The following is a 17,077-nucleotide window of genomic DNA, read 5'->3' on the forward strand; positions in this document are numbered from 1 at the left end:
AAAAACGAGGGAGTCCGAGCGGCGCGCCGCTCAGGGGACGCGAACGTCGTGTTCCAGCGTGCCGACGCCCTCGACCTCGACCTCGACGGTGTCGCCGTCCGAGAGCGCGCCGACGCCCTCGGGGGTGCCCGTCGCGATCACGTCGCCGGGTTCGAGCGTGAGGTACGTCGTGATCTCCTCGATCAGCGTCGGCACGTCGAAGATCATGTGCTCGCGGTCGCTCGACTGCTTCGTTTCGCCGTTGACGCGGAGCTCGACGCTCGCGTCGGCGGGCACCTCGTCGGGCGTCGCGAGGACCGGGCCCAGCGGCGCGGCGCCGTCGAACGCCTTCCCGCGCACCCAGTTCTGCTCGCGGTTCTGGTCGTCGCGGTTCGACACGTCGTTCATACAGGTGAACCCGGCGACCACGTCCATCGCGTCGGCGGCGTCGACCGCCTTACACTGCTCGCCGATCACGACCGCGAACTCCGCCTCCCAGTCGATCCGATCCTTGCCGGCGGGGACGGTCACGGTGTCGCCGTGGCTCGCCACCGCGTTCGGCGGCTTGAGGAAGAGCAGCGGGCGGTCCGGCACGTCGTTGCCGAGCTCCTCGGCGTGGTCGGCGTAGTTGCGGCCGATACAGACGATCTTCGACGGGTCGGTCGGCGCGAGCACGTCGATATCGGGGTCGGAGAGCGCGTACTCCTCGCCGCCGAAGGCGACCGTGTCGGTCGCCGGGTCGTACTCGCCCTCGCGGATCGATCCGGCCGGGTCGCGGAACCGTGCGCGGTACATACGCGGCCGAACGGGCGGCCCCCCGAAAAGCGTTCCCGGAGAGGCAAGCGACGACCGCGACCGGGCGCGGGTCCGCGGACTCAGTCGGTCCGATCGGCGGACTCACGGACCGAGTCCGTCGTCGTCGAATCCGCTTTTGTCGCGTCCGCCGTCTCGTTCGCGGCGTCGGCGGCGGGCTCCTCGTCGCCGAGTTCGTCGAGCGACAGCGACTCGACGTCGTCCGCGAACAGCTCCGACCGCGCGCAGTCGGCGCAGTAGTGGTTGTACCGGACCGAGTGGGTCCGGACCGGCACGCCGGCGACCACCGTCTCGTCGCGGCGCCGCCTGACGAGGCCGCGGTCGAACGGCTCGTCGCAGACGACGCAGGGCTCCTCGACGGACTCGGGCGGGCGGACGACCCGGTGATCGACCGTCTTCTGCCGGCCGAACTCGGTGACCCCGTGGCGGCGGTCGAGTCGCCGGCGGACGGGCGGGGACACGCCGAGCCCGAGCCCGACAAACGCGAGGCCGATCAGCGCGGCGGGCACGGAGCCGCTCGTCCCCCCGAGGAAGGCGATCCACCCGCCGATCACGAAGAGCAGCGCGATGAGGAGGTACCCGGCGACGGTCTCCGTTCGGCTCTCTCCGGGGGCGCTCGACGGGGCGCGCGTCGGCGTCGAGTCGCCGCGGACGAGGCGCCGCCGCTCGGCCAGCTTCGAGTAGTGCCACCAGCCGTACAGCAGGTTCCCGATGCCGCTGGTGAAGAAGAACAGGAGGACGTGGACGCCGACGGAGCCGATCCCCCTATCGACGAGGACCACGCGGTCGCCGGCGTCCTGTTCGATCTCCCATCCGGCGTCGAGATGGTCCTGGACGCGGCGGCGGAACGCGCGCTCGCTCTCGTCCGGCGACGCGGCCGAGGGCGACGGGGGCCGGTCCGCCCCGCCCGACCGGCCGCTCGACCGCTCGGACGCGGCGGACTCACCGCCCGCCCGCGACGCGCCGCAGTTCGAACAGAACCGGTCGTCGTCGTCGAAGGCCGCGCCGCACTCGGCACAGTAGGCGGGGTCGGAGGGGTCGCCGAGGTCGGCGCCGCAGTCGGGGCAGAAGCTCGCCCCGTCCGGCACCGCCTCGCCGCAGGCGGGGCAGGCGGCCGGCGGGCCGCCGGGCTCGCTGGTCTGGGAGGGCATCTACCGGTCGTTCGCGCCCGTTCCGGTTAATTGCTTTCGCCGACGGGCGACGGCTTCCGCGGCGTCGAGTTTTATTACGACGCGCCGAGACGTACGGAACGGACCATGGAACTCACCTGGCACGGCCACTCCACGTGGCACGTCGTCGTCGAGGACACGGAGCTGCTCATCGACCCGTTCTTCGACAACCCGAAGACCGACGTCGACCCCGCGGACCTCGACCCCGACTACCTCCTGTTGACCCACGGACACGCGGACCACATCGGCGACGCCGCCGAGTTCCCGGACGCGACGGTGGTCGCCACCCCGGAGCTGACCGGCTACGTCCAGGAGAACTTCGGCCACGAGCACACGCTCCCGGCCGGCGGCATGAACATCGGCGGCACCGCCGAGTGCGGCGACGCGTGGGTGACGATGGTCCGCGCGGACCACTCGAACGGCATCGAGAACGACCCCGACTACTCCGCCGGCATGCCGACCGGGTTCGTCATCGGCGACAAGAAGCCGACCCAGGAGTCCGACCCCGACTGCACCACGTTCTACCACGCCGGCGACACGGGCCTGATGTCCGAGATGGTCGACGTGATCGCCCCGTACCTCGAACCGGACGCCGCGGCCCTGCCCGCCGGCGACCACTTCACCATGGGGCCCGCGGGCGCCGGCATCGCCGCCGACTGGGTGGGCGCCGACGTGGTCTTCCCGATGCACTACGACTCGTTCGGCCCGATCGAGATCGAGACCCGCGAGTTCGTCAACGAGGTGAAGGCCGCGGGCGCCGCCGCCGAACCCGTCGTCCTCGAGGGCGACGAGACGTACACGCTCGACTGAGGGAACAGGTCGACGGCCTCTCCGGTGATTCCGCCATTTTTCGCGGCGCTCGCGCGCGGAGCGACCGCGACCGAAGCTGCGTCGACCCCGCCCGTCCCCCGGCACTCACGTCCCGTGTCGGCAGCCTTTAGCGGCGGGAGGACGAACGGACGGTCGACTATGGCAGACATCGAGACGTCCACGGTTTCCGAGGAAGGGTACGCCAGCACCAGCCAGGTCGGCGAGTTCGACCTCCAGATCGACGCGACCGACGAGACGGGCCCGAACCCGAACGCGACGCTCGTCGCGACGTACGCCTCCTGTTACCTCCCGGCGCTCCGCGTCGGCGGGAGCCAGCGCGGCGAGGAGGACCTCGGCAAGATCCAGATCGACGCGAGCGCCGACCTCGACGACGACGACGACCTCGAATCGATCGCCTTCGACGTCCACGTCGAGGCCGACCTCGACGACGAGACCGCCGCCGACATCGCCGAGCGCGCCGAGGGCATCTGCCACGTCCACAGCGCGCTCCGCGAGGGGCTCCACGCCGACGTCAGCGTCTACCCCGGCGCGTTCTGAGGCCGGACCCCCGCGTCGAAACTCGATTTTTTCCCGACCGTACCCGCCCGCTCAGTCCCGCGACTCCGCCTCTTCCGCGGCCGGCCCCGAGGGATCGCCGGGCGCCGCGGACCCGTCCGCGTCCGATCCCGGGCGGTCGAGCCCGGTGAACTCGAACCGGGCCCCCCCGCGTTCCCCCTCCGTGACCGCGACCTCCCAGCCGTGCGCCTCGGCGATGCGCTGGACGATGGAGAGCCCGAAGCCGGTGCCCGTCTCGGAGGTGGTGTAGCCGCTCTCGAACACCCGGTCCCGCTCGTCGGCGTCGATCCCGGGGCCGTCGTCCTCGACGTAGAACCCGTCCGGGAGGTCGCCGACGACGACGCGTTGCCCCCCGTGTTCGGCCGCGTTCCGGTACAGGTTCCCGAGGAGCTGCCGGACCCGCCCGGGGTCGGCGTAGATCTCGCCGTCGGCCTCCACCACGACCTCGACAGGCGCGTCCGGCTCGTCCCCGCCGGCCGCGTCCTCGCCGAACGGGTCCTCCCCGTCCGCCGATCCGAACGCGTCGTCGCTGTACCCGGCTGCCAGGTCGCCGAGGTTGACGGGGTCGAACGACCCGACCGCCTCCCCCTGCTTGGCGAGCGCGAGCACGTCCTCGATCAGCCGCTCCATCTCGTCGAGCGCGCGCTCGCAGCGGTCGAAGTAGGAGTCGGTCCCCGTCTCGCGCGCGAGCCGGAGGTACCCAGAGAGGACGTTGAGGGGGTTCCGGAGGTCGTGCGAGACGATGCTCGCGAACTCGTCGAGCCGCTCGTTCTCCCGCTCGATGCGGCGCTCGTACGCCTTCCGCTCGGAGATGTCGCGGCTGCTCGCGAGGAACCGGTCCTCGCCCTGAACGTCGATGCGCCGCACGTGGACCTCCGCCGGGAACGTCGACCCGTCGGCGCGGGCGAACGTCGTCTCCAGCCGGACCGTCTCGTCCATCTCTAGGCCCTCCCAGAGCCGCCGCCCCTCCTCGGGGTCGAGCTCGGCGTCGACTTCCCACACGTCCATCCCGACTATCTCCTCGCGGTCGTACCCGAGCGCGTCGGTCATCGCGCGGTTGGCGTCGACGATCGACCCCGCCTCGTCGTGGATGTCGATCATGTCCGGCGAGCGCTCGAAGAGGGCCTCCAGCCGCGCGGTGGTACGTTCGAGCCGGCGCTGTCGGCGCCGCTCGGTGGTCACGTTCCGGGAGATGCCGAGCACCCCGTCGAACTCCCCGTCGATGACGAGTCGGGTCAGTCCGTAGTCGACGATCGCCCCGGGCTCTCCCGGGAGGTCGACCTCGACCGTCCCGGTCAGGGAGTCGCGCTCGCCGTCGACGAGTTCGCGGTACTCGTCGCCGTCGGTCGCCCGGATGCGCTCGACGAGGCGGCTCTCGCGGCCGACGAGCGACTCGCGGTCGGTCCCGAGCACGTCGGCGATGTAGTCGTTCGCGAGCGCGATGCGGCCGTCGGCGTCGTAGATACATACCGACTCCGGCAGCTCGTCGACGATGCGGCGGTAGCGTTCGAGCTCGCGCTCGCGCTCCTTCTCCTCGGTGACGTCGATGTGGATCCCGACGGCCCGGAGGGGCTCGCCGTCCTCGGTCCGCTCGACGACCCGGCCCCGGTCGCGGATCCACTTCCAGTCGCCCGACTTCGTCCGCATGCGGTAGTCGCTCTGGTAAGGGTCGGTCTCGCCGTTGAAGTGCGCCTCGATGGCGTCCCAGGCGTCGTCGATGTCGTCGGGGTGGACGCGGTCCTCCCACGTCGACAGGTCGAAGTCGATCTCGTCGGTGTCGTGGCCGAGCATCCCGGCCCACCGGTCGTCGAACCGGACCTCGTCCGTCCGGACGTTCCAGTCCCAGACGCCGACGTCGGCCCCCTCGACGGCCAGCTGGAGCCGCTCCGAGACCTCCCGGAGCTCCCGCTCGCGTTCCCGGCGCTCCGTCACGTCGCGGAAGTACAGCGCCAGCCCGTCGGCGGTCGGGTAGGCGTTCACCACGAGCACCGCGTCGAGGCGGTCGACGTGGTGTTCGAACTCGGTCGCCTCGCCGGTCGCGGCGACCTCGCGCAGCGCCGCCTCCGCCTCGGTGCCGGCGACCTCCGGGAACAGCTCCCAGATCCGCTCGCCGAGCAGCGCGTCCGCGTCGCGCTCGACGAAGCCCGCCGCCCGCTCGTTGAGGTAGGTCAGCCGCCACTCCGAGTCGACCTGACAGAAGGCGTCGCTGGTGCGCTCCAGGTGCGCGGCCAGGCGGCGACCGCCGCGAGCCTCAGACACCGCGTCCGCGACCGCGTTCGCGAGCCGCGCGAACTCGTCCGCCGGCTCGTCCCGTCGGATGTACTCGTCGACGCCGGCCGAGACGGCGTCGCTGGCGACCGCCTCCGACCCCGACCCGGTGAAGAGCACGAACGGCACGTCCCCGTGGCGGTCGCGGACCGTCTCTAACAGTCCGACCCCGTCGATCTCTGACAGTTCGTACCCGGAGACCACGCAGTGGAACGACGCCGACGACAGCGCGTCGAGCGCCGCCTCGGCGTCCTCGACCGTGACCACCTCGAACCGGTCGTCGCGCGCTTCGAGCCGCGAGGCCGCCGTCTCGGCGAACGCCGGTTCGCCGTCGACCACGAGGACCCGCACGAGCGACGCCGCTCGCGGTCCCCCGTCGCCGTCGGCTCCGTCCGCTTGACTCATCTGCGTAGGTGTTTTCTACTCGACATTATAACCGTTTCGCTCGGTTTCATCGGACGACCGTCGAAACGGAAATGCCGGACCCGACGGGGAGGACCGCCGTCTCCACGGCGTCGTCCGAGCGGACGGTCCCCACGTACGCGCCGATGCCGCGCGTCTGGGCGTCCACGGCGGCGTCCGGGAGCGGTTCGCCGGCCTCGAAGTGCGCGACGAGGTCGCCGAAGTCGATCGGGCCGCGGGCGATGTTGTCGGCGACGATCACGCCGCCGGACCGGACCTTCGGGAGGACGGTCCGGTAGGCGTCCGCGTACCGCTCCTTCTGGTGATCGATCAGCACCACGTCGAACGGGCCGTCGTAGCGGTCGACGGTCTCCATCGCGTCGCCGACCTCGAAGGTGACGCGGTCGGCGTACCCGCCCTCGACGGCGAACGAGACGCCGCGTTCGGCCTCGTCGGCGTCGAACTCGGTACACACCACGTGCCCGGCGCCGCCCCGGAGGAACCAGGTGGCGGAGTAGCCGAACCCCGAGCCGAACTCGAAGACGCGGTCGGCGTCCGTCAGTCGCGCGAGCAGGCGGAGGACCGCCCCCGCCTCCGGCCCGATGATGGGGAAGCCCCAGTCGTCGGCGAGGTCGGCCATCTCCGCCTGCGTCTCGGTGTGTTCCGGCGCCGTCGCGGCCAGGAACCGACGCGCAGGGTCCGTAAGCACGTCCATACCGCCGCCTCGGACGCGTGATACTTAAATCAGACCGACGGGCCGACCGACCCGATCCGGGCCCGGTCGCTCGGCGACCCTGAAAACTGTTAAGTCCCGCTCGGTCGACCGATTAGATAATGTACGACCCTGAGGAACTCGCCGCGATCCGGGAGGCCAAGGAGTCGTGGGAGGACGGGACCTACGGCGACACGGTCGACCGGTTCGGCGAGCGGGAGGAGACGTTCACCACCGACACCGGGGGCCAGGAGGTCGACCCGCTGTACACGCCCGCCGACGTGGACGTGGACTACCGGGAGGACCTCGGTTACCCCGGCGAGGAGCCGTACACGCGGGGCGTCTACTCGACGATGCACCGGGGGCGGCTGTGGACGATGCGGCAGTACGCGGGGATGGGCACCGCCGCGGAGACGAACGAGCGCTTCCGCTACCTCATCGACGAGGGCTCGTCGGGCCTGTCGATGGCGTTCGACCTCCCGACCCAGATGGGCTACGACTCCGACGCCGCGATGGCCGAGGGGGAGGTCGGCCGCTCGGGCGTCGCCATCGACACGCTCGACGACTTCGAGACCGTCTTCGACTCCATCCCGCTCGACGAGGTCTCCACGTCGATGACGATCAACGCCCCGGCCGCCGTCCTCCTCGCGATGTACGTCGCGATGGGCGACAAGCAGGGCGTCCCGCGCGACCAGCTCCGGGGGACCATCCAGAACGACATCATGAAGGAGTACATCGCCCGGAACCTCTACATCTACCCGCCGAAGCAGTCGATGCGGCTGATCACCGACATCTTCGAGTTCTGCGCTGCCGAGACGCCGAAGTTCAACACCATCTCCATCTCCGGCTACCACATCCGCGAGGCCGGCTCGACCGCGGCCCAGGAGATCGCCTTCACGCTCGGCGACGGCATCGAGTACGTCGAGGCCGCCCTCGACGCGGGCCTCGACGTCGACGAGTTCGCCCCGCAGCTCTCCTTCTTCTTCAACGCCCACAACAACATCTTCGAGGAGGCCGCGAAGTTCCGCGCCGCCCGCCGGATGTGGGCGCAGATCATGGACGAGCGGTTCGGCGCGGAGAACCCCAAGTCGAAGCAGCTGAAGTTCCACACCCAGACCGGCGGCTCGACGCTCACCGCCCAACAGATCGAGAACAACGTCGTCCGCGTCTCGTATCAGGCGCTCGCCGCGGTCCTCGGCGGGACGCAGAGCCTCCACACGAACGGGAAAGACGAGGCGCTCGCGCTCCCGACCGAGAAGTCCGTGCGCACCGCGCTCCGCACCCAGCAGATCCTCGCCCACGAGTCGGGCGCGGCCGACACGATCGACCCGCTCGCGGGCTCGTACTACGTCGAGGACCTCACCGACGGGATCGAGGAGGAGGCGTTCGAGATCCTCGAAGAGGTCGACCGCCGCGGCGGGATGTTGGAGGCCGTCGAGAGCGGCTGGGTCCAGCGCCAGATCCAGGACGTGGCCTTCGAGCGCCAGCGGGAGATCGAGGAGGGCAAGCGGATCATCGTCGGCGTCAACGAGTTCGAGGTCGACGAGGAGCCGGAGATGGACTTAGAGGAGGTCGACCCCGAGCAGGAGCAGAACCAGCGCGACCGGCTGAACGAGGTGAAGGCCGAGCGCGACGACGACGCGGTCGACGAGGCGCTCGCGGGGCTCCGCGAGGCCGCGCAGGGGTCGGAGAACGTGATGCCCCACGTCGTCGACGCGGTGAAGGCGTACGCGACGGTCCAGGAGATATCCGACGTGCTCCGCGACGAGTTCGGGGAGTACAAGCCCGGGCGGTGAGCGGGAAGGCGGCGGCGACGGTTCCGAGCCGCCCCCGGCGGCGCGCTCAGTCCGCGCCCCTGACGACGTGGCCGTACTTCAGCGCCGCGACGAAGACCCCGCCGCCGACCGCGTTGCCGACGGTCGCGAGCGCGAGGAACGAGAGGTAGTCGGCGATCGATATCGCGGGCGAGGAGAACAGCCCGAACAGCACCTCGACGTTGCCCGCGATCGAGTGCGGCAGGTGGAGCATCCCGATGGTGCCGGTGACGATGAAGACGAGCAGCAGGCGGCCGGTCGTCTCTTGGGCGGCCGTGATCAGCCACGCCAGCAGCCCCATCAGCCACCCGGCGAACACGCCGCCGACGAACAGCCACGTGAGGTCGTGGGAGACGAGCTTGAGCGCGATCTCCTCGAACGCAGCGGCCTCGACGACGCCGAGCCCGGGCGTCAACAGCGTCGCGAGCAGGGCGAACGACAGGCCCCCGATCAGGTTCCCGACGTACACCAGCCCCCAGAGGCGACCGAGCTGGCCGAGCGACGCCTGCCCGTCCATCACGGGGATCACGGCGAGCATCGTGTGTTCCGTGAACAGCTCCGACCGGCCGAGGATGACGAAGACGAACCCGACGGAGTAGACGGTCGCGAGCAGCAGCTCGGTCCCGAGGTCGCCGTACCCGCCCGGCGAGAGCGTCAACACGACGGCCATCAGGAGGGGGCCGAACCCGATGTCGAGCCCGGCGGACAGCCCGGAGAGCAGCAGCCCGGACCGTTCGCGGTTCATCTCGTGGACGGCGCTGTCGAGGATCGAGTCGAGGATCGTCCGCGACGTCTTCTGCTCTAAGGCCGTGTCGGGGTTCTGGTCGCTCACTGGGTGTCCCTGCGTCGAGTTGTCACTCCAGACACCCAACGCTTTCCATCGGCGAACCCCGCTTCCGGGACCGACAGTCGCCCGCGTCCCCCGACCGCGTTCCCGCTCGGTCGCGTCGCCCGGAGCCATTTATGTCCCCGCGCCGCGACGGTCGCGTATGCGCTTCGATCACGTCGGCGTCGCGACGCGGGACGCCACGGCGCTCGCGGACCTGTTCGGCGGCCTGGTCGACGCCCCGGTCGCCCACGAGGAAACGTTCGACGGGATGCGCGTCGTCTTCCTCGAACTCGACGGCGGCGGCTACTTCGAGCTGCTCGAACCGGACGCCGGCGGGACCATCGCGGACTACCTCGACCGCGAGGGGCCGGGCGTTCACCACGTCGCGCTCGCGGTCGACGACCTCCCGGCCGCGCTCGACGACGCCCGCGACCTCGGCATCGACCTCGTCGACGAGGAGCCGCGCCCCGGCGCGTGGGGCCACGAGGTCGCCTTCTGTCACCCGCGCTCGACGGGCGGCGTGCTGGTCGAGTTCGTCGAGCACTGAGGCGGCCCACGGTCGCCCCCGAGAAGCCGACCGCGCGGCTCAGTCCCCGGACTCGGCCTCGACCGCCGGGTCGTGGGTCTCGTACCAGTCGAGGATCTTCTCCAGCCGGTGGATCGCGCGGTCGGGGTCGCCGATGTTGTGGTGTTCGTCCGGGTAGACGACCAGTTCGGCGTCGACCCCCTGCTTACGGGCGGCGACGTACAGCTGCTCCGACTGCGACGGGGGACAGCGCCAGTCCTCGCCGCCCGCCATGACGAGCAGCGGCGTCTCGATGTTCCCGGCGTCGAGGATCGCCGTGGACGCGTCGAACGCCTCCGGGTTCTCCCACGGGAGCCCGAACTCCGCCTCCATCCAGATGTGCGTGTCGTCCGTCCCGAACGCCGACCGGATGTCGTAGATCCCGTGTTCCGGCGCCGCGGCGGTGAAGAGGTCCGGCTCCTGCGTGACCAGGAACCCCTGCGCGATGCCGCCGTACGAGAAGCCGTGGCCGAACACGCGGTCGGGGTCGACCCAGCCGCGGTCCGCGAGCGACTCGACGCCCGCGGCGATGTCGTCCACCTCCGCGGTGCCCCACTTGCCGGTCAGCTCGGCGGTGAACTCGCGGCCGCGCGAGGTGCCGCCGCGGTAGTTCGGGCGGAAGACGAGGTAGCCCCGGCTCGTCAGGGCGGCGTGACCGAAGCTGAAGACGGGTTCGTCGTACGACATGGGCCCGCCGTGGATCGCCACCACCAGCGGGTGGTCGCCCGACTCGGGGTCGACCTCGGGGTCGTGGTAGAGCACGCCGTCGAGCGTCCAGCCGTCGGACTCCCACTCGACGCGCCGCGCCTCCGGTATCGCGAACTCGTCGACGATCGACTCGTTGACGCGGGTGAGCCGCCGGAAGGAGTCGGGCTCCGTGGCCGCGTCGAGGTCGTCGACGTCGACCGCGTACAGGTCGGTGCCCTCGGTCGGGTCGGAGAGGACGACGACCGCCGTCGAGCCGTCGTCGGCCACGTCGATGCCGGCCATCGCGCGGTCGCGGCCCTGCGCCTCGAAGACGCGCTCGACGGAGCCGTCCGTCTCGACGCGGACCAGCCGCGTCTGACTCTCGTCGGCGATCCGGACGTATATCTCGCCGTCGACCCACGACGGCTCGCCGCCGCGGGCGACCGTCCGGTCGAGCGCGGCGGTGAGGGAGGCCGGGTCGTCACGGGCGTCCGCGTCGTCCGCTGCGTCGACCAGATACACCTCGGCCGGCGCGGGCGGGTCGTCGGGATCGCTGGCGACCGTCGCGATCCCGTCGCCGTCGGGACGCCACGCCGGCGCGCCGTGGGTCAGGTCGCCGCCCGTGAGCCGCTCGGCGTCGCCGCCGTCGACTGGGACCGCGTAGAGGTCGCGGACGGAGGTGTCGTCCGGGCGGTCGAGCCGACACGAGGTGAACGCGATCCGCCCGTCCGGCCCCCACGTCGGACTCATGCCGGCGATGTCCTCGAAGGCGCCGCCGCCGTACGCGTCGTCGAGCCGGCGAGGGTCGCTCTCGGGGTCGTCGAGGTCGACAACGAACAGGTACCGCGTCACCTCGTCGGTCCAGCCGGCGCCGTTGACCTTGTGCTGGAGCCGCGTCGTCTCGATGGGGCCGCCTTCCTCGCGCACCTGGTCGAGGTACTCGGACTCCTCGTCGGTCGGGTCGCGCGACTCGATCACCAGGCGGTCGCCCTCGGGCGACCAGTCGAAGTCCGCGACGCCCTCGTCGCGCTCGGTGACCTGCCGCGCGTCGCCGCCGAGCGCGAGGTCGAAGATCCACACCTGCGGCTTGGGCCCGTCGTCGCCGTTTCCGAGGGGCTCCTCGCCGTCGCCCTCGCTCTCGGCGTCCGCGTCCTCGTCCCCGCTTTCGCCGTCCTCCTCACCGTCCTCGTCGTCGCGGTCGCGCCAGCCGACCCGCTCCTCGGCGTCGCGGTCGCGGGCGGCCACGAACGCGAGGCGGTCGCCGTCTGGTCCCCACGACGGCGCGGAGGCCCCGGAGGCGCTCGTCAGGCGATGCGGCTCGCGGGAGCCGTCGGTCGGGGCTACGAAGAGGGAGGAGACCGCCTCGTCGGCGGCCTGGTCGTACTCGGTCGCGGCGAAGGCGACGCGGTCGCCGGTCGGGGAGACGGCGACCTCGCCGATCTGGGTCAGGTCGTAGTACGCGTCCAGCGGCAGTTCCGACATGAACCCACCCAGCGGCGGGCGGAGGAAATACGTTCGGGCCGCGGAACCTCGGCGACCGAGGGGGCGCGGTCGGCGGCGACGCGGGACGCGAGGGCGACCGACTTAACCGCGACGCGACCGCACCGCCGGACGTGTTCCGCGACCTCTCGCGACCGATCGAGACGGGGATGCCGACCTACCCCGGCGACCCCGACGTGACGCTCGCACCCGACGCGACCCACGAGGCCGACGGCTACGCGACGAGCGAGCTCCGGACCGGGACGCACGCGGGAACGCACGTCGACGCGCCGCGGCACACCGTGCCCGGGGGCGAATCGATAGACGAGCGGGACGTCGGCCGGTTCGCGTTCGACGCGCGCCTCGTGGACCACCGTCCGCTCGGTGCGCGGGAGCCGATAGGGCCCGACGCGCTGCCCGACCCCGACGCCCTCGACGGCGACCTCAACCTCCTCGTCCTCCGGACCGGCTGGGCCGCGCACTGGGGGACCGACCGGTACCGCGACCACCCGTACCTGACCGCGGCGGCCGCGGAGCGGTGTCGGGAGTCGGGCGTCGGCGTCGGGCTCGACGCCTTCGGTCCGGACCCGACGCCGACGGCGGGCGGAGGGGCCGACGGAGAGGCGAGTGAGGACGGCGAGCCCGACGGGACGCCCGCCCACGACGTCCTCTTGGGCGCCTCGCTGCCGATCGTCGAGAACCTCTGCGGGCTCGACGATCTCCCCGAGCGGTTCCGGCTTTACGCCTTTCCGCTCCGGCTCCGCGGCGCCGACGGGTCGCCGGTGCGAGCGGTCGCCGAGTGGGAGGAATAGACGGACGCGGACCGCCGCGCGGACCGCGGCGCGGGCGCCCAAGACCAAACCCGTTTTAAGCGTCGGCGACGAACCGCGTCTCAAGGTCGATATCCATGGAAATGCCACGCCGCTTCAACACGTACTGCCCCCACTGTGACTCCCACCAGGAGCACGAGGTGGAGAAGGTCCGATCGGGTCGCGCGACCGGAATGAAACGCGACGCGCGACAGCGACGCCGCGCGCTCGCGACCATCGGCAACGCCGGCGGGTACTCGAAGGTGCCCGGTGGCGACAAGCCGACGAAGAAGACCCACCTGAAGTACCGCTGCGGCGACTGCGGGAAGGCCCACATGCGCGAGGGATGGCGCGCCGGCCGTCTCACGTTCCAGGAGTAAGCATGGCGGGAGACTTCCACCGCGTCGCCTGCGGCGACTGCGAGAACGAACAGGTCGTCTTCGGCAAGGCCTCCTCGACGGTGTCGTGCGCGGTCTGCGGCACGACCCTCGCGACCCCCACCGGCGGGGAGGCGGAGCTTCACGGCGAAATCGTCGAAACCGTTGAGGCGCGGTAACCGCCTCACCGCTCCGTCATGAAGTACAGCGGCTGGCCCGAACCCGGCGAGTTGGTGGTCGGCGATGTCGACGAGATCGCCGACTTCGGCGTGTTCGTCGACCTCGACGAGTACGAGGACAAGCGCGGCCTCTGCCACATCAGCGAGGTCGCGTCCGGCTGGATCAAGAACGTCCGCGACCACGTCCGCGAGGGACAGACGGTCGTGGCGAAGGTGCTGGAGGTCGACGAGTCGTCGAACCAGATCGACCTCTCGATCAAAGACGTCAACGAACACCAGCGCAAGGAGACGATCCAAGACTGGAAGAACGCCCAGAAGGCCGACAACTGGATGCTCATCGCGCTCGGCGAGGACGTCGACGACGACCGCTACACGTCGGTCGCCAACGCGCTCCTCGCGGAGTACGAGAGCCTCTACGACGCCTTCGAGGCGGCGGCGATCCGCGGCGACGAGGCGCTCGACGACGTCGACGTCGACGCCGACACCGTCGACGCGGTCGTCACGGCCGCCCGGGACAACGTCTCCGTCCCGTACGTCGACGTGACCGGTTACGTCGACCTCGAGTCGGCGGCCCCCGACGGCGTCGACGACGTGCGCGACGCGCTCGCCGCCGCCGAGGGCAACGGCGAGGTCCCGGACGGCGTCGACCTCGACGTGGGCTACGTCGGCTCGCCCGAGTACCGGATCAAGGTCCGCGCGCCGGACTACAAGACGGCGGAGTCGCAGCTCGAAGCCGCCGCCGAGCGCGCCCGCGAGGCGATCGAGGCCGCCGGCGGCGCCGGCGAGTTCCACCGCGAGCGGCGCGAAGACGACGAGTAACTCGGCTCGACCGACGCCTTTTCATCCGTGAAATCAGACATCCGCGTCTGCGCGAACTGGGAGGCCGCTCACGAGCGGCCGGTGTACGCGCTCGGCGACCGGTGCCCGGAGTGCGACGGCCCGACCGAGAACAGCGCGCCGGCCCCGTTCGGCCCGGAGGACCCGTACGGCGAGTACCGACGGCGGGCGCGGCGACGCGGCTCGGAGTAGGCGCGGACGCCGCGGCGGCGCCCGGAGCGTCCGCTCGATCGCGAGCCACCGGAATAGCCACGCTCTTGTGACCGCCGCCCGGACGGACGGGGTATGGAGGACATCGAGATCGACGAGGTCGCGACGCCGGAGCTCACGGACCCGGTGTTGATCGAGGGGCTGCCGGGCGTCGGGCACGTGGGGAAGCTGGCGGCCGAACACCTGCTGGAGGAGTTCGACGGGGAGCTCGTCCGCCGGGTGTACGCCACGGAGTTCCCGCCGCAGGTGAACGTCGACGACGAGGGGGTCGCGGAGCTGACCTGCGCCGAGTTCCACGCCGTCGAGACCGACGGCGCCGACCTGCTCGTCCTGACCGGCGACCACCAGGCCGGGTCGAACGCGGGCCACTACAAGCTCACCTCGACGTTCCTCGACGTGGCCGAGTCGTTCGGCGCGGAGCGCGCGTTCGCGCTCGGCGGCGTCCCGACCGGCGAGCTGGTCGAGGAGTACACCGTCCTCGGCGCGGTCTCCGACGGCGCGCTCACGGGGGACTTGGAGGACGCCGGCGTCGAGTTCCGCGCCGACGAGCCGGCGGGCGGCATCGTCGGCGTCTCCGGGCTCGTGCTGGGGCTCGGCGGCCGCCGCGGGTTCGAGGCCGCCTGCCTGATGGGCGAGACGAGCGGCTACCTCGTCGACCCGAAGAGCGCCCGCGCCGTGCTGGAGACGCTGGAGGCCGTCCTCGACATGTCCGTCGACTACGAGAGCTTAGAGGACCGCGCCGAGGAGATGGAGGAGGTCGTCGGCAAGATCCGCGAGATGCAGGAGGGGCCGGCGGTGCCGGACGACGACCTCCGTTACATCGGCTGATCGGGCGCACAGCCGGGACTCGTTCGACCGTTCGTCCGCGGCGCGACTGTTCGGTCCCGCCGCCGAGCCGGAACCCCCGGTTCCGGCAGAGATAAACCACGTCCCCGATCATCGTTCGTGTATGACAGAGGTACGCGTCGCCGGGGTCGGGCTCACTCCCTTCGGCAGTCACCCGGAGCGCACCGGCCGCGACCTGTTCGGCGAGGCCGCGCTGCGGGCGTTCGAGGACGCGGCGGTCGACCGGGCCGACGTCGAGGAGCTGAACTACGGGAACTTCATGGGGGCGCTCGCCGAGCACCAGGGCCACCAGGCGCCGCTGATGGCCGAGGCAGCCGGGGTGCGCTGCCCGGCGACGCGCTACGAGTCGGCGTGCGCGTCGGCCGGCGTCGCGGTCCGGGAGGCGGTCCGGACGGTGGCCGCGGGCGACGCGGACGTGGTCCTCGCGGGCGGGATGGAGCGCATGACCAACCTCCCGACCGCGGAGGTCACCGAGGGGCTCGCCATCGCGGCCGACGACCTCTTCGAGGTGCGGGCGGGCGTCACCTTCCCCGGCGCCTACGCGCTCATGGCGAACGCCTACTTCGACGCCTACGGCGGGAGCCGCGAGGACCTCGCGCACGTCGCGTCGAAGAACCACGCCAACGCCGTGCCCAACGAGTACGCTCAGTACCGGAAGGAGGTCTCCGTCGCGGAGGCGATGGACGCGCCGCCGGTCGCGGAGCCGCTCCACCTGTACGACGCCTGCCCGATCACCGACGGCGCGAGCGCGCTCGTGTTGGTCTCCGCCGAGTACGCGGAGCGGAACGACCTCGACGCGTCGGTCGCGGTGACGGGCACCGGACAGGGGACCGACCGGATGGCGCTCGGCGACCGCGACCGACTCGCCCGGACGCCCGCCGCGGACGACGCGGCCGACGCGGCCTACGCCGACGCCGGCGTCGAGGCGAGCGACGTCGACGTCGCGGAGGTCCACGACTGCTTCACCATCGCCGAGGTGCTGGCGCTGGAGTCGCTGGGACTGTTCGAGCCGGGCGAGGGGATCTCGGCCGCCCGCGAGGGGGTCACGACCGCCGACGGCGACCTCCCGGTGAACCTCTCGGGCGGGCTGAAGGCGAAGGGCCACCCGGTCGGCGCGACCGGCGGCTCGCAGATCGCCGAATTGACCCGGCTCCTCCGCGGCGACCACCCCAACAGCGAGCACGTCCCAGACGCCGAGGTCGGCGTCGCGCACAACGCGGGCGGGACCGTCGCCAGCGCGGTCGTCCACGTGCTGGAGGTGGCGGAATGAGCGACGCGGACCCGAGCGGAGAGTCCCCGCCGACCGACCGCGACTACGCCGAGTGGCTCGACGCGCTCGCCGACGGCGAGGGGTTCGCGCTCGCGTGCCCGGACGGCCACGGCTCGCTCCCCCCGCGCCGCGTCTGCCCCGAGTGCGGGTCGCCGGACCTCTCGCGGGAGCCGCTCCGCGAGACGGGGACCGTCGAGACGTACAGCGTCGTCCACGTCCCGTCGCCGCGCTTCGCCGACGACGCGCCGTACGCGACCGCCGTGGTCGACTTCGGCCCGACGCGGCTGACGGGGATCGTCCGCGGCGACGACCCGGACGGGGACGCAGCCCCGGAGGTCGCAATCGGCGACGCGGTGACGGCCGCCGTCGGCGAGCGCGCCACCGACGGCGAGCGGCTCGTCGTCTTCCGGCCCGCGGCCGACCGGTCCCCGGACGAGTGAGCCGAG

General features: G+C 71.6%; 18 protein-coding genes. 12 read left to right on the plus strand and 6 right to left on the minus strand.

Going from position 1 to position 17,077, the window contains the following annotated elements; genetic code table 11:
• Positions 1 to 30: 30 nt before the first annotated feature.
• Positions 31 to 774 (minus strand): fumarylacetoacetate hydrolase family protein, encoded by a 744-nt coding sequence (locus tag HPS36_RS14445; RefSeq protein WP_137715770.1) that lies wholly within the window; start codon positions 772 to 774, stop codon positions 31 to 33.
• 80 nt (positions 775 to 854) lie between these two features.
• Entirely contained in the window at positions 855 to 1,943 is a 1,089-nt protein-coding gene (locus tag HPS36_RS14450; protein ID WP_173230692.1) for a zinc ribbon domain-containing protein, read from the minus strand.
• Between the two features lie 105 nt (positions 1,944 to 2,048).
• Here HPS36_RS14450 and HPS36_RS14455 point away from each other — a divergent pair, with 105 nt between their 5' ends.
• The gene (locus HPS36_RS14455; RefSeq protein WP_121562331.1) at positions 2,049 to 2,771 is read left to right on the plus strand and encodes a metal-dependent hydrolase; all 723 of its coding nucleotides are present in this window, start codon (positions 2,049 to 2,051) and stop codon (positions 2,769 to 2,771) included.
• A 159-nt stretch (positions 2,772 to 2,930) separates the two neighbouring features.
• On the plus strand, positions 2,931 to 3,329 hold the full coding sequence (locus HPS36_RS14460; RefSeq protein WP_137715767.1) for an OsmC family protein: 399 nt from the start codon (positions 2,931 to 2,933) through the stop codon (positions 3,327 to 3,329).
• A 51-nt stretch (positions 3,330 to 3,380) separates the two neighbouring features.
• Here the strand turns inward: HPS36_RS14460 and HPS36_RS14465 are convergent, their stop codons facing one another.
• The gene (locus HPS36_RS14465) at positions 3,381 to 6,020 is read right to left on the minus strand and encodes a hybrid sensor histidine kinase/response regulator (RefSeq protein ID WP_173230693.1); all 2,640 of its coding nucleotides are present in this window, start codon (positions 6,018 to 6,020) and stop codon (positions 3,381 to 3,383) included.
• 46 nt (positions 6,021 to 6,066) lie between these two features.
• Entirely contained in the window at positions 6,067 to 6,732 is a 666-nt protein-coding gene (locus HPS36_RS14470; protein WP_173230694.1) for an O-methyltransferase, read from the minus strand.
• A gap of 119 nt (positions 6,733 to 6,851) precedes the next feature.
• Between HPS36_RS14470 and HPS36_RS14475 the strand changes: the two genes are divergently transcribed.
• Positions 6,852 to 8,525: an acyl-CoA mutase large subunit family protein gene (locus HPS36_RS14475; RefSeq protein WP_173230695.1), complete on the plus strand. Its 1,674-nt coding sequence runs from the start codon at positions 6,852 to 6,854 to the stop codon at positions 8,523 to 8,525.
• A 46-nt stretch (positions 8,526 to 8,571) separates the two neighbouring features.
• Here the strand turns inward: HPS36_RS14475 and HPS36_RS14480 are convergent, their stop codons facing one another.
• The gene (locus HPS36_RS14480; protein WP_137715764.1) at positions 8,572 to 9,375 is read right to left on the minus strand and encodes a formate/nitrite transporter family protein; all 804 of its coding nucleotides are present in this window, start codon (positions 9,373 to 9,375) and stop codon (positions 8,572 to 8,574) included.
• A gap of 157 nt (positions 9,376 to 9,532) precedes the next feature.
• On the opposite strand from HPS36_RS14480, the gene mce reads away from it, so the two are divergent.
• Positions 9,533 to 9,919: a methylmalonyl-CoA epimerase gene (gene mce, locus HPS36_RS14485; RefSeq protein WP_053771191.1), complete on the plus strand. Its 387-nt coding sequence runs from the start codon at positions 9,533 to 9,535 to the stop codon at positions 9,917 to 9,919.
• A gap of 39 nt (positions 9,920 to 9,958) precedes the next feature.
• On the opposite strand, the gene HPS36_RS14490 is transcribed toward mce, so the two are convergent.
• Positions 9,959 to 12,106: a S9 family peptidase gene (locus HPS36_RS14490; protein ID WP_173230696.1), complete on the minus strand. Its 2,148-nt coding sequence runs from the start codon at positions 12,104 to 12,106 to the stop codon at positions 9,959 to 9,961.
• A gap of 131 nt (positions 12,107 to 12,237) precedes the next feature.
• Here HPS36_RS14490 and HPS36_RS14495 point away from each other — a divergent pair, with 131 nt between their 5' ends.
• The 8 genes from HPS36_RS14495 (at position 12,238) to HPS36_RS14530 (ending at position 17,071) form a co-directional block, all read left to right on the plus strand.
• Positions 12,238 to 12,915: a cyclase family protein gene (locus HPS36_RS14495; protein ID WP_173230697.1), complete on the plus strand. Its 678-nt coding sequence runs from the start codon at positions 12,238 to 12,240 to the stop codon at positions 12,913 to 12,915.
• Between the two features lie 95 nt (positions 12,916 to 13,010).
• Positions 13,011 to 13,292: a 50S ribosomal protein L44e gene (locus HPS36_RS14500; protein ID WP_053771189.1), complete on the plus strand. Its 282-nt coding sequence runs from the start codon at positions 13,011 to 13,013 to the stop codon at positions 13,290 to 13,292.
• 2 nt (positions 13,293 to 13,294) lie between these two features.
• Positions 13,295 to 13,468: a 30S ribosomal protein S27e gene (locus HPS36_RS14505; RefSeq protein ID WP_004595868.1), complete on the plus strand. Its 174-nt coding sequence runs from the start codon at positions 13,295 to 13,297 to the stop codon at positions 13,466 to 13,468.
• An 18-nt stretch (positions 13,469 to 13,486) separates the two neighbouring features.
• Positions 13,487 to 14,287, plus strand: coding sequence for a translation initiation factor IF-2 subunit alpha (locus HPS36_RS14510; RefSeq protein ID WP_173230698.1), 801 nt, complete (start codon positions 13,487 to 13,489; stop codon positions 14,285 to 14,287).
• Between the two features lie 27 nt (positions 14,288 to 14,314).
• Positions 14,315 to 14,497: an RNA-protein complex protein Nop10 gene (locus tag HPS36_RS14515; RefSeq protein ID WP_173230699.1), complete on the plus strand. Its 183-nt coding sequence runs from the start codon at positions 14,315 to 14,317 to the stop codon at positions 14,495 to 14,497.
• Between the two features lie 93 nt (positions 14,498 to 14,590).
• Positions 14,591 to 15,343: a proteasome assembly chaperone family protein gene (locus tag HPS36_RS14520; protein ID WP_121562323.1), complete on the plus strand. Its 753-nt coding sequence runs from the start codon at positions 14,591 to 14,593 to the stop codon at positions 15,341 to 15,343.
• Between the two features lie 121 nt (positions 15,344 to 15,464).
• Positions 15,465 to 16,631, plus strand: coding sequence for a thiolase domain-containing protein (locus tag HPS36_RS14525; RefSeq protein WP_137715758.1), 1,167 nt, complete (start codon positions 15,465 to 15,467; stop codon positions 16,629 to 16,631).
• Positions 16,628 to 17,071: a Zn-ribbon domain-containing OB-fold protein gene (locus HPS36_RS14530; RefSeq protein ID WP_173230700.1), complete on the plus strand. Its 444-nt coding sequence runs from the start codon at positions 16,628 to 16,630 to the stop codon at positions 17,069 to 17,071. Before HPS36_RS14525 ends, HPS36_RS14530 begins: the two co-directional genes overlap by 4 nt.
• Positions 17,072 to 17,077: the final 6 nt, after the last annotated feature.

Origin of the sequence: Halorubrum salinarum (genome assembly GCF_013267195.1) — an archaeon.
Taxonomy (GTDB): Archaea; Halobacteriota; Halobacteria; order Halobacteriales; family Haloferacaceae; genus Halorubrum; species Halorubrum salinarum.